The sequence below is a fragment of the Flavobacterium sp. genome (assembly GCF_040402835.1).
GTDB lineage: Bacteria > Bacteroidota > Bacteroidia > Flavobacteriales > Flavobacteriaceae > Flavobacterium.
Window position 1 is genome coordinate 1 of the sequence record NZ_JBBALW010000045.1, and the last position, 13,015, is coordinate 13,015.

Genomic DNA, 13,015 nt, shown 5'->3' on the forward strand with positions numbered 1-13,015 from the left:
CGTTTATGTATTCAATATAGTCCAATAAAAATTGAACTATTTGAATATTATAACGCCATTATACCAGAACGATTGGACTAAAATATAATCCGTTTTGGCATTATATGCAAATAAAAATGCCTTACAAAAGAGAAAGGCATTTTATATAAATTAGTTAAGAATATTAGTGATGCAAAACTTCTTCACCTTCTTTCATTGGTACATTTTGAGGAACGAAATCATCCTCGTGACCTGGTTTGCTATAATCGTAAGGCCATCTGTGTACGTGAGGAATTTCTCCTGGCCAGTTTCCGTGAATGTGTTCAACTGGGGCAGTCCATTCTAAAGTATTTGATTTCCAAGGATTTTGTACTGATTTCTTACCGTAGAAAATACTACTGAAGAAATTGTATAAGAATACCAATTGAAAAACCCCGCCAATTAAGGCGAAAGTTGTAATCAATACATTTACGTTTTGTAAATCATCAAATAATGGGAAGTTTGTATTGGTATAATAACGTCTTGGTAAACCAGCCATTCCGATAAAGTGCATTGGAAAAAATACGCCATAAGCACAAATTGCAGTTACCCAAAAGTGAACATATCCAAGGTTTTTATTCAACATTCTTCCAAACATTCTTGGAAACCAATGATAGATTCCAGCAAACATTCCGTAAAGTGCAGAAATACCCATTACTAAGTGAAAGTGAGCTACAACAAAGTAAGTATCGTGAACATTGATGTCTAACGTACTATCACCAAGAATAATTCCAGTTAAACCACCAGTTATAAATGTAGAAACCAATCCAATTGAAAATAACATTGCAGGATTTAACTGCAAGTTACCTTTCCAAAGTGTTGTGATATAATTAAATGCTTTTACAGCAGATGGAATTGCAATTAACAATGTTGTGAAAGTAAACACAGAACCTAAGAATGGATTCATTCCTGAGATAAACATGTGGTGACCCCAAACGATTGTTGATAAAAATGCAATTGCAAGAATTGACATAATCATCGCTCTGTAACCAAATATTGGTTTACGAGAGTTGGTTGCAATAACTTCAGAAGTGATTCCTAATGCAGGTAATAATACAATATATACTTCAGGGTGTCCTAAAAACCAGAATAAATGTTCGAATAAAACTGGTGATCCACCTTGATTGTGTAAAACTTCACCGGCTATATAAATATCAGATAAGAAGAAAGAAGTACCAAAACTTCTGTCCATTACTAGCATTAAAGCTGCAGATAAAAGTACTGGAAAAGAAACAATTCCGATAATAGCAGTTACAAAGAAAGCCCAAATTGTAAGAGGCAATCTTGTCATTGACATTCCTTTAGTTCTAAGGTTTATAACCGTTACAACATAATTCAAAGAACCTAATAATGAAGATGCGATGAAAATTGCCATAGAAACCAACCATAAAGTCATTCCCATTCCTGAACCAGGAATTGCTTGAGGAAGTGCGCTCAAAGGCGGATAAATTGTCCAACCTGAAGCCGCAGGCCCAGCTTCTACAAATAGTGAAGAAATCATTATTACACTTGACAAAAAGAAAAGCCAATAGGAAATCATATTTAATGTTCCCGAAGCCATATCTCTAGCTCCAATTTGAAGTGGTATTAGTAAGTTACTAAACGTTCCACTCAGGGCGGCGGTTAGTACAAAGAAAACCATTATCGTTCCGTGAATGGTAACTAAAGCCAAATAAATATCATTTGTCATTACGCCATTTGGTGCAAATTTTTCTCCTAAAAAGAAACTAAATACTTTAAAAGATTGTTCTGGCCAAGCCAATTGCATTCTGAAAAGCATTGACAATCCAACACCTATAATTCCCATAAAAATACCCGTAATTAGATATTGTTTGGCAATCATTTTATGATCGATACTAAAGATATACTTTGTTATAAAAGTATCTTTATGGTGGTGTTCGTGTTCGTGATCGTGTTCTAATTCGTGTCCGTGACCTTCTGCTGACATATTCGTTTACTTTAAATTTAAAATATTATTTCATAGCTACTTTTGCCGCCATAACTGGGACAATTGTAGCAGAATCTTTTACTTTTATTCCTTCGGCAGGCGCTTCTTTAGCAAGTTTTTCTGCTTTTACATCTTGAACAATCGTAGCTTTCCCTTTCAACCATTTTGCATAGTCTTCAGGGGTATCAACAATAATTTTCATTTGCATATTGTAATGAGAAGCTCCACAAATTTTGTTGCAAAGTAACAAGAAATCAAATTCATAAGGATCTAATGCAGGTTCTCCTTTTGCAACAAGATCAATGCTTTTCTTAGCTCTTATATTATTAATATTAGCAACTTTTGCAATCATGTAAGGCAATTCTCTATATTCTTCTGTAGTATAAGTTGGTGTAAATGCAAATTCAGTTACCATTCCAGGAACACAATTCATCTGAGCTCTAAAATAAGGCATGTAGGCAGAGTGCAACACATCTTGAGAACGCATTTTGAAATGTATTTTCTTACCCTTAGGAATGTGTAATTCTTTGATTACAACATCATCATTTGCGTAAGGATCTTCAATATCTACTCCAACAATATTTATTCCTTCAATGTATCTAACATTTGCTTTTCCAAGAACTTGATCATTTCCAGCGTAACGAGCAGTCCAGTTGAACTGTTGTGCATACAATTCAATGGTTACGGTATCTTCATCGTCATCAATGAACATAATATTTGTCCAAGCATACAATCCGTAAAGGATTAAACCTGCAAGAACGATTGCTGGAATTACACTCCAAATTGCTTCTAATTTATTATTATCTGCAAAATACAACGCTTTATTTTCTTTTTTACCCCTGTATTTGAATGCAAAATAATGCAATAAAACCTGTGTAATTCCTTGAACAATAAAGATTAAAACCCAAGTAGTATCCATTAAACTATCAATTATTGGACCGTGAGCCGAAGCTGGCGTGTGCAAAACTAAAGGACCCCAAGTTATTAATCCATATATTGTAAATATATATATGAAAGCTAAAAAACCAAACATTAAATACCCTTGTGTATTATTATCAGTGTCGTCTGCAACTTGAGAATCATTCTTGTATTCACCTACTTGAGATAAATCGAATATCTTCGTTAATTGCCATATCGCAATAGATAATAAAACTAAAACTATAATTACCAACAAACTTGTCATCTGTTTACTTCTTTAAATATTAATAATGAAAATGTTTACTCTCTTCTATAAATGGATTTCTCTTTGGTAACAAAGGTGCTTTAGTTAATGCTGTGAACACAACAAAAATAAACAATCCAAGGAAGAAAAATACGGAACCAATTTCTGCAATACCGATAAACCATTGATCTCCAACTGCTGATGGCATTATCATATTAAAGAAATCAACATAATGACCTAATAAAATTACTGTTCCAGCCATAACTAAAATCCACGTAATTCTTTTGAAATCGGTATTGATTAAAATTAATATTGGGAATAAGAAATTCATAACAACCGCACCAAAGAAAGGAAGGTTGTATAATTCAATTCTTGTTACAAAATACGTTATTTCTTCAGGAATGTTTGCATACCAAATTAACATAAATTGAGAGAACCATAAGTACGTCCAGAATACGCTGAAACCGAACATAAATTTAGCTAAATCGTGGATGTGACTTGTATTTACATTTTCTAGATATCCTTTTGATTTTAGGTATAAACTAATTAAGCAAATAGTAGTAATTCCACTTACAAAGAAGCTTGCAAAAACATACCATCCAAATAATGTGCTTGACCAGTGTGGGTCAATTGACATAATCCAATCCCAAGACATAATTGATTCTGTGACAATAAAGAATACCAAAAATATAGCTGAAATGTTGAAATTCTTTTTGTAGAAACTGTTGTCGTTTGCTTCATCTTGAGACAAACAATTTTTTCTTGAAAAATAACGATATGCGTTCCATCCTAACAAGAAAATAGCGGCTCTAATTATCCAAAAAGGGAAGTTTAAATACCCGGATTTGTTTGCAATAATTTTATCAGATGCGATTACTTCAGGATCTAACCAAATAAATAAATGATTAAAATGAAATCCACATAAAATTAAAAATACAAAAAAGAGGATTGAACCTACCGGCAAGTAGGCTGTAATTCCTTGCATTACTCGAAATAGTACTGGCGACCAACCTGCTTGTGCCACTTGTTGAATGGCATAAAATGCTAAAACACCCAATGAAATAAGCATAAAGAAAATACAAGCAACATATAATGCAGCCCATGGTTTATTTTGCAATTGGTGCAAAACGTGTTCCAAATGCTCCTTATGTTTTTCAGCGGCTTGCGTCGCGTTTTCTCCTGCAACAGCATGAGCTTCGTGAGCATTTTTACCTGATTCGTGATGCGTTTCTGCGGAAAGAATAGTTTCAACTTCTTGAATATCTTTTGGGGCAGTGAAAAAACCATAACCAATTCCAAGTACTCCGAGAAGCATTAGAATAAAAGAGAATGTTTTTAATTTACTTGAAAATGTGTACATATCTATAAAGATGATTTTGTTCTACAATTATAATTCGCTTTTTAGTTTCAATACATACGTTGCAACTAACCAACGTTCGTGTTGGTTCAATTGATTGGCGTAAGAACCCATAGAATTAATTCCATACTTAAGCACGTGGAAAACGCTACCCTTTGTAATCATTCTGTCTTTGTAATTAGGAACGCCTAAATATTTACCTTGAGTAACTAATTTACCCATTCCATTTCCAGCATTACCGTGACAAATAGCACAATAAATTTCAAAAAGACCTTTCGCTTTATCCATATCTTCAGTAGATAAAGAATCCAAAGGGGATTTAAGATTTGCTTTGGCTAAATCATAACCAGCAGTAGAATTTTCGTATTCATAAACTTCAAATCCTCTGTTCAATGAACCTTCAGCTGGAAGTTGCCCTTCTTTACCATTTTTGAATGCCGATGATTCAGAATAAGTATTATAACTCACTGGTTCATACATATTAGGCATGTACTGATAATTTGGTTTTAAATTATCATGACAAGAAGTTACTAATGCTGACAAACCTAATAAAATAGTTATTTTATATATCGTTTTCATATCTTCTATTAATGCTTTTCTATTACTTTTACTTCTACTGCGCCTGTACTTTGAAAGAAAGAAACTAATTCTTCTTCGTTGTTATGCACTGCAACTTCCATCAAAAAGTGGTCGTCTGTGGTTCTAACATCAGGATTTTCTGCTTGTTTGAATGGCCATAATCTACTTCTCATATAAAAAGTAATAACCATTAAATGCGCTGCAAAAAATACAGTCATTTCAAACATAATTGGAACGAATGCAGGCATATTTTCCAAATAGCTAAAACTTGGTTTTCCACCAATATCTTGTGGCCAATCTTGAATCATAATGAAATTCATCATAGCTGTTGCTACAGAAATTCCAACGCAACCATAAATAAAGGCACAAATTGCCAATCTTGTTGGTGCTAATCCCATTGCTTTGTCCAATCCGTGAACTGGAAAAGGTGTAAAAACTTCTTCAATATGGTGATGAGCTGCGCGCGTTTTCTTAACGGCATCCATTAGAATATCATCGTCGTTATATATAGCGTAAATAACTTTATTACTCATGATGTGAATCTTTATTTGCTTGTCTTTCGTTAATATAATTCTGTCCTGTTGCTTTCAAAATTGTTTTTACTTCAGCTTGAGCGATTACAGGGAATGTTCTTGCATATAATAAAAATAAAACGAAGAAGAAACCAATTGTTCCAATGAATATCCCAATATCTACAAAAGTAGGTGAGAACATTGTCCAAGAAGACGGAAGGTAATCTCGGTGTAATGAGGTTACGATAATTACAAATCTTTCGAACCACATTCCAATATTTACGACTATAGAGATGATGAATGAGAACATAATACTTGTTCTTAATTTTTTGAACCACATGAATTGTGGCGAGAAAACATTACACGTCATCATTGACCAATATGCCCACCAGTAAGGTCCTGTTGCTCTGTTAAGAAATGCATATTGTTCGTATTCAACTCCAGAATACCAAGCGATGAATAATTCAGTAATATAGGCAACCCCAACGATAGAACCTGTAATCATAATTACAATATTCATTAATTCGATGTGTTGAACCGTGATATATGCTTCTAAATTAGAAACTTTTCTCATAATGATAAGCAAAGTATTTACCATTGCAAACCCAGAGAATACAGCTCCAGCCACAAAATAGGGAGGAAAAATAGTAGTGTGCCACCCTGGAATTACAGAAGTAGCAAAATCCATTGATACAATTGTGTGTACAGAAAGTACAAGAGGCGTTGCTAAACCAGCAAGTACCAATGATACTTCTTCAAAACGTTGCCAATCTTTTGCTCTTCCGCTCCAACCAAAACTTAAAATCGAATAGATTTTTTTATTGAAAGGCGTAATTGCTCTGTCTCTTAACATTGCAAAATCTGGCAATAAACCCGTCCACCAGAAAACAGTAGATACAGATAAATAAGTAGAAATTGCGAATACGTCCCAAAGTAAAGGAGAGTTAAAATTCACCCATAAGGACCCAAATTGATTTGGAATTGGAAGAACCCAATACGCTAACCAAGGACGACCCATGTGGATAATTGGAAACAAACCAGCCTGAATTACAGAGAAAATTGTCATTGCTTCTGCAGAACGGTTAATTGCCATTCTCCATCTTTGACGGAATAATAATAGTACAGCGGAAATTAATGTTCCTGCGTGACCAATACCAACCCACCAAACGAAGTTTGTGATATCCCAAGCCCAACCAACAGTTTTATTCAATCCCCATGTTCCAATACCAGTTGAAACAGTATAAATAATACAACCTATTCCCCAAAGGAAAGCGGCTAATGCGATTGAAAAAACAATCCACCAATGTTTACTTGCTTTACCTTCTACAGGTGCAGCTACGTCTACGGTAACATCGTGATAGGTTTTATTTCCTATAACTAAAGGTTTTCTAATACTAGAATCATATATATGAGACATATCCTTTTTTTATTTTATTAATTTATTATATAGTTAGAAATGAGATTAACGAAAAAATTTCACTAATTACAATTTCCTATTTTATGTGTTTCTAACTTTAACGTGATAGATAACATTTGGTTTTGTTCCAACGTGCTCTAATAAATGATACATTCTTTCGTCTTCCACTAATTTAGCGATTGGACTTTCTTTTACATTTATATCTCCAAAAACCATTGCTCCAGTAGAACAAGCTTTTGAACATGCCGTTTGGAATTCCCCTTCGATAACTTCTCTACTTTCGTTTTTGGCTTTCAAAATTGTTGCTTGTGTCATTTGAATACACATTGAACATTTTTCCATAACCCCTCTTGAACGAACGTTTACGTCTGGATTCAATACCATACGACCCAAATCATCATTCATGTGATAATCAAATTCGCTGTTTTTGTTATACAAGAACCAGTTAAAACGACGCACTTTATACGGACAGTTGTTTGCACAATATCTTGTACCAACACATCTGTTATAGGCCATTTGGTTTTGACCTTGACGACCGTGAGAAGTTGCAGCAACTGGACAAACAGTCTCACAAGGTGCATGATTACAGTGTTGACACATTACGGGTTGGAAAGAAACTTGAGGATTATCCGCAGCTTTTTCCATTTCACCAAATCCACCTAATGAACCTTTGTCTCCAAATAAACCGTCGAAATTTTCTTTTTTCTCGTTGTCTTCAGCGAAAGAATCTTCAGAAGAATAATATCGGTCAATACGCAACCAGTGCATATCCCGGCTTCTTCTTACTTCTGATTTCCCAACAACTGGAACGTTGTTTTCTGCGTGACAAGCAATAACACAAGCACCACAACCAGTACATGCATTTAAATCGATAGAAAGATTAAAGTGATGTCCAACAGAACGATCAAATGGTTCCCATAAATCAACTTTTGTAGCATCAACTTCTTCGTGGTTCAAAGATACTTTTGGCTGAATATTCCAAAGTTCAGCATCTTTTGTATTGAATATTTCTAATGTAGTTTCTTTGATAATATCACCACGACCCATCAACGTTTTTTGTCCTTGAACACATGCAAATTCATGTGCTCCGTCACCTAATGTTAATTGTGCCGATTGTACTTTATTGAAACCATTATATAAAGAGTAAGCATTAATACCTACCATCATTTCTTCTTTCATAGCCGCTTTACGACCGTAACCTAATGCCAAACCAATTGTTCCTTTTGCTTGTCCTGGTTGAACAATTACGGGAACATTATCGATTTTTACACCACCAACTGTTAGTGTTGCATAACTTCCGTTCAATCCACCGTTTGCAACGATTTCATTAGACATTTTTAATCGATCGGCATCAAATCTTGAAACAGTTACATAATTATCCCATGAAACCCTTGTAATTGGATCTGGGAATTCTTGTAACCAAGGATTGTTCGCTTGTTGACCATCACCTAAACCAGTTTTAGTATATAAAACCAATTCAAATCCAGCTGCGCTTTTGGCAGACGCTAACGCATTTGCGGCAGCAGTATAATTTGCTGTGGTTGCAGTTGCAGTTGGAAGAACTGTTGCTACAAAAACACCGTCGTGTAACACTTTATTCCAAGAAGAACCTACTATTTGAGAGGCTGAATTCGCTTTTAAATAATCGTAGAAATTCCCAGCGCTACCATTAAAAGATAATAAAGCGTCTTGAAATTGTTTTGTATTAAATAAAGGACGAATTGTTGGTTGCGTTAAAGCATAAGAACCTTTTGTGATGCTAACATCGCCCCAAGCTTCTAAATAATGTGGAACTGCAGCAGCAATTGTAGTAATTGACGCAGTTTCATCTTCTTTCAATGAAAAGGCAACCGATGTTTTTACTTTTTTCAAACCGGCAACAAATTCCTTGCTGTTTGGTAAAGTATAAACTGGATTCACGCCACTCATTATTAAAGTGTGAACACTTCCCGCATTCATATCTTTAATTAATTGAGCCACTTTTTCGCTTGATCCTTTTCTGATTTGTCTTGTTCCGCTTGTTGAAAAAGCTTCACTCGCAAGTACTTGATTGATTGCTAAAACTAAAAGTTGTGCGTTTTTATCCTGAATTCCAGAAACTAAAACACCTTTGCTTCCAGCGGCTTTCAATTGTTGTGCTGCTTTTGTAACTACTGCATCAAACTCTTTGTCTAAAGAAGACGCAACAGCAGCACCAGTAATAACATTATATATTTTAACTAAAGCTTGTTTTTGATTAGCAGTTGACATCGGCACACGCTTATCAGCAGTAGCACCAGACAAAGTCATATTTGCTTCTAATTGATAATGGCGAGACATTTTTCCGTTTTGAGGAATTCTGCCTTTTGCATATCCAGCGCTATAATTTCCACCTTGCCAATCTCCTAAGATATCAGCTCCAATAGAAACAATTAATGCTGCTTTTGAAAAGTCATAATTAGCTAAAGCCCTTTCACCATAAACTGTTTCAAAAGCATCTAACGCTTCTGATTCAGAAACTGCATCATATATAATGTGTTTTGTAGTTGGATTTTTAGCAATAAATTCTCCGATTAACTTTTCAGTTGATGGGCTTGCTAACGTATTTGTCAATAAAACTACTTGACCTCCTTTTGCTTTTGCTTCCGCTAAACTAGCTTTTACATCGGCATCAACGTTTGTCCAAGTTGCATTTTTACCTGCAATTTTTGGTTCTTTCAAACGCAAACCGTCATATAATGAAAGTATCGAAGCGTGAACTCTTGCATTGGCAACAAAATTTGCACCAGCAATAGTATTATTATCTATTTTGATTGGACGACCTTCACGTGTTTTTACTAAAAGATTAGCAAAATCAAAACCATCAAAAATGGTAGTAGCGTAGTAATCTGCAACTCCAGGGATGATTTGTTCTGGCTGTAAAACATAAGGAATTGACTTGTGAACAGGACCTTCACAGGCTGCAAGTGAAGCAGCGGCAGTAGTAAATCCAACGTACTTAAGAAAATCTCTACGAGTTGTTGCTGATGATGATAAAGATGATTTATCTCCTAAAAATTCGTCTGTAGGAATTTCTTCAACAAATTCGTTATTTCTAAGCGTATCAACAATAGAACTATTTACGTCTAGTTCTTCAACACTTTTCCAGTATTTTTTGTTTGATGACATATTTCTTTTAATGTTTAATCGTTTATTTGGTTAATCGTGAGCTTGTGTTTCGGTTAAACCGAATCAACAAATCAACTAATAATGGCATTTTCCGCATTCTAAACCTCCCATTTGGGCGGCCGTAAGCTTGTCAACTCCGTATTTTTTTGAAAGTTCGGCGTGGATTTTAGTGTAATAACCATTTCCTTCCATTTTAACTTCCGTTTTTCTGTGACAATTAATACACCATCCCATTGTAAGTGGTGCAAATTGCTTTTGAATTTCATACGTTTGAACTGGACCGTGACATACTTGACATTCAATTCCAGCAGTTGTAACGTGTTGAGAGTGATTGAAATATACAAAACTTTGCAAGTTATGAATACGAACCCATTTCACAGGCTCCGTTTTTCCAGTATATTTTTGATTTTCTTTATCCCAACCCACTGCTTTGTATAATTTTTGAATTTCTCCATCGTAGAAAGCTTTAGAATATTCCGCAGTTGCAGTTGTATCTGAAACTTCAGCAATATTTTTATGACAATTCATACATATATTTAAGGAAGGAATACCAGCATTTTTACTTACACGAGCCGCAGAGTGACAATATTTACAATTGATTCCGTTGCTACCAGCATGAATTCTGTGAGAATAGTGAATGGGTTGAATTGGTTGGTAATTTTGATCTACACCAATTTGCATTAAGTATCCGTAAACAAAATACGCACTTGCAAGTAATAAAAATATTGAAGTTACAAAAACTAAGAATTGATTTCTAGCAAATGCTTTCCAAATTGGAGTCGTCGGTTCTTTTTTAGCCACTTCAATTCCATTTGCTTTAGCTACTTTAGATAGTACATTGTTAACTAAAAACAACATTACAATTAGCATCAACATAACAACGGCTAAAGCACCAAGAACAACATCGTTAGAAATTCCTCCAGTATTAGTTGCTGTTCCCGGAGGTGCAGCAGTTCCAGTAGGAGGAACAACAACAGGTTCTGCTTTTGGTTCGGAAGTATACGCTATAATGTTGTCAATGTCGCCAGTTGATAATTGAGGGAAAGACGTCATTACAGAACCATTATATTCCGCACTAATTCTAACTGCTTCAGCATCACCAGATTTTATCAAACCTTGACTGTTGTGAATCCACTTATAAAGCCACTCGTTAGTCAGTCTTGAAGAGATTCCTCTTAAAGCAGGACCAGTCATTTTAGCATCAAGCTTATGACAGGCAGCACAATTAGAATTGAAAAGTTCTTTTCCTTTTACAGGATCTGCACCTGAAGCTGCTGGAGCAGCAACTGCTGTAGGAGCAGGCGCAGGAGCAGCAGGAGCCGCCATTTGCGCTAACGAAGTAACTGATAAAGAAAGCATTGCTGCAAAACTAAAAATCAAACTTCTTGAAATCGAATTATGGTTACCCACGTTTTTCATATTATTATACTAATTATCAACTAAAATTAAGCGTTGAATTTGGAGTGAAAGTCACATAAAAACACAACAACTCTTTTAAAACTTGCACAAAAATACGACTTAAGAACTGTTCTCAAAACCCTAAAACTGTCTAAAATAACAATTTATATTAATTCTAAATAACAAAATGATTTTAAGGTATTTTATAAAGTGTACATTTGTATAAAAATCACCACTTTATGAAAATTACAACCATTTCTTCGGCTTTTCAAGGCGCTTTATTTTTTTGCTTATGTAGTTCAAATTTGTTCGCTCAAGATGAAAAAGTTAGCGTTTCTCAAAACCCAAAATTTGAAAATCTGTTAAATGAAAAAAGAAAAATAAACGCTTCAATTACTGTAAATGACATTTATAAAATTCAAATCTATAATGGTGAAAGTGAAACATCTATAAAAATGTTAAATGATTTTAAGCATGATTTTTCAGATTTTGACGGAACGATTGTTTTTTATACGCCCGCATATAAAGTTTGGGTTGGAAATTTCAAAACTCGAATAGAAGCCGAAAGAAATTTGATGCTTTTTAAAAAGAAATATCCAAATGCTTTTGTAATAAAACCTAATAAATAATTTCCTATTTTTTTTAAAAGAAATATTACAATAATTGAGGTATTTCTAATTAAAAAAACATCCAAAAAAATAACGAAAAGAAGTTTCTTTTAGATATTTCACCATCCAATAGATTATAAAAATCAGATCTTTGATAAAAATTCTACTCTTTTTTTATTACAACTTTCTTGATAATGTCAGCGTCTTGGTGAGCGTACAAAAAACGCTACTTTTTCTTGTTTTAGTACCTTAAAGACCCGAGGCTTTATCCTAATCGTCCCAGCAAACCTCCTTGTGGCAACCAGAGCCGACATTTGACACTTGCAATGCGAACTAGCGGAGCATAAAGTAAACCCGAAGGTCTTCCAATATTTTAAAACTTCTTATTTATATAAAAGCCAACCTTCTCAAATTGGGGGTTTAGAATCTGAAACGAGTTCAGATTAAAGGAAGGCGACGAACCGAGCTTGCGAACCCGTCGTTCCAATAAAAAAGAACCCCAGCTTAAAAAGCTGGGGTTCTATAAAGAAAGGCGACGAACCGAGCTTGCGAACACGTCGTTCCAATAAAAAAGAACCCCAGCTTAAAAAGCTGGGGTTCCATAAAGAAAGGCGACGACATACTCTCCCACATAACTGCAGTACCATCTGCGCAGGCGGGCTTAACTTCTCTGTTCGGGATGGGAAGAGGTGAGCCCCGCCGCAATAACCACCTTAAGGCTATTTGTCTAAGGTCATAAGGTCTAATGTCTTAATGTCCTTGGGACACTTTCGACTTTTGACTTTCGACTTTCAGACTGTCCGCGCGGCGGACAAATATCTTAACATACTGAGATAAAGAAAAAATAAGTTCCTAAAACAAGTTCAGGA

Annotated in this window: 9 protein-coding genes and 1 rRNA gene; 1 reads left to right on the plus strand and 9 read right to left on the minus strand. The window is 34.8% G+C overall.

Annotated features, from left to right (window positions below):
- Nucleotides 1-163 precede the first annotated feature (163 nt).
- From AC9UEH_RS11150 to AC9UEH_RS11185, 8 genes are all read right to left on the minus strand, one after another.
- A complete protein-coding gene (locus AC9UEH_RS11150) occupies nt 164-1,966 on the minus strand; it encodes a cytochrome c oxidase subunit I (RefSeq protein WP_509531833.1) in 1,803 nt (600 codons plus the stop codon).
- A gap of 25 nt (nt 1,967-1,991) precedes the next feature.
- Nucleotides 1,992-3,149 (minus strand): cytochrome c oxidase subunit II, encoded by a 1,158-nt coding sequence (locus tag AC9UEH_RS11155; protein WP_509531836.1) that lies wholly within the window; start codon nt 3,147-3,149, stop codon nt 1,992-1,994.
- Between the two features lie 19 nt (nt 3,150-3,168).
- Nucleotides 3,169-4,488, minus strand: a complete 1,320-nt coding sequence (locus AC9UEH_RS11160; protein ID WP_509531839.1) for a quinol:cytochrome C oxidoreductase — start codon at nt 4,486-4,488, stop codon at nt 3,169-3,171.
- A 27-nt stretch (nt 4,489-4,515) separates the two neighbouring features.
- Entirely contained in the window at nt 4,516-5,064 is a 549-nt protein-coding gene (locus AC9UEH_RS11165; protein WP_509531842.1) for a c-type cytochrome, read from the minus strand.
- 8 nt (nt 5,065-5,072) lie between these two features.
- Entirely contained in the window at nt 5,073-5,597 is a 525-nt protein-coding gene (locus tag AC9UEH_RS11170) for a DUF3341 domain-containing protein (protein ID WP_509531844.1), read from the minus strand.
- Nucleotides 5,590-6,993, minus strand: coding sequence for an NrfD/PsrC family molybdoenzyme membrane anchor subunit (gene nrfD / locus AC9UEH_RS11175; RefSeq protein WP_509531847.1), 1,404 nt, complete (start codon nt 6,991-6,993; stop codon nt 5,590-5,592). Before nrfD ends, AC9UEH_RS11170 begins: the two co-directional genes overlap by 8 nt.
- 81 nt (nt 6,994-7,074) lie before the next feature.
- Nucleotides 7,075-10,140, minus strand: a complete 3,066-nt coding sequence (locus AC9UEH_RS11180) for a TAT-variant-translocated molybdopterin oxidoreductase (protein WP_509531849.1) — start codon at nt 10,138-10,140, stop codon at nt 7,075-7,077.
- A 75-nt stretch (nt 10,141-10,215) separates the two neighbouring features.
- A complete protein-coding gene (locus AC9UEH_RS11185) occupies nt 10,216-11,559 on the minus strand; it encodes a c-type cytochrome (RefSeq protein ID WP_509531852.1) in 1,344 nt (447 codons plus the stop codon).
- A gap of 218 nt (nt 11,560-11,777) precedes the next feature.
- Here AC9UEH_RS11185 and AC9UEH_RS11190 point away from each other — a divergent pair, with 218 nt between their 5' ends.
- Entirely contained in the window at nt 11,778-12,167 is a 390-nt protein-coding gene (locus tag AC9UEH_RS11190; protein ID WP_509531855.1) for an SPOR domain-containing protein, read from the plus strand.
- A 585-nt stretch (nt 12,168-12,752) separates the two neighbouring features.
- On the opposite strand, the gene rrf is transcribed toward AC9UEH_RS11190, so the two are convergent.
- Nucleotides 12,753-12,862 (minus strand): 5S ribosomal RNA (rrf, locus tag AC9UEH_RS11195).
- Nucleotides 12,863-13,015: the final 153 nt, after the last annotated feature.

Coding starts and splice junctions, on each gene's coding strand:
- AC9UEH_RS11180 (WP_509531849.1), bottom strand. CDS start 10,140: ATGTCATCAAACAAAAAATACTGGAAAAGTGTTGAAGAACTAGACGTA.
- AC9UEH_RS11190 (WP_509531855.1), top strand. CDS start 11,778: ATGAAAATTACAACCATTTCTTCGGCTTTTCAAGGCGCTTTATTTTTT.
- AC9UEH_RS11185 (WP_509531852.1), bottom strand. CDS start 11,559: ATGAAAAACGTGGGTAACCATAATTCGATTTCAAGAAGTTTGATTTTT.
- nrfD (WP_509531847.1), bottom strand. CDS start 6,993: ATGTCTCATATATATGATTCTAGTATTAGAAAACCTTTAGTTATAGGA.
- AC9UEH_RS11150 (WP_509531833.1), bottom strand. CDS start 1,966: ATGTCAGCAGAAGGTCACGGACACGAATTAGAACACGATCACGAACAC.
- AC9UEH_RS11160 (WP_509531839.1), bottom strand. CDS start 4,488: ATGTACACATTTTCAAGTAAATTAAAAACATTCTCTTTTATTCTAATG.
- AC9UEH_RS11155 (WP_509531836.1), bottom strand. CDS start 3,149: ATGACAAGTTTGTTGGTAATTATAGTTTTAGTTTTATTATCTATTGCG.
- AC9UEH_RS11170 (WP_509531844.1), bottom strand. CDS start 5,597: ATGAGTAATAAAGTTATTTACGCTATATATAACGACGATGATATTCTA.
- AC9UEH_RS11165 (WP_509531842.1), bottom strand. CDS start 5,064: ATGAAAACGATATATAAAATAACTATTTTATTAGGTTTGTCAGCATTA.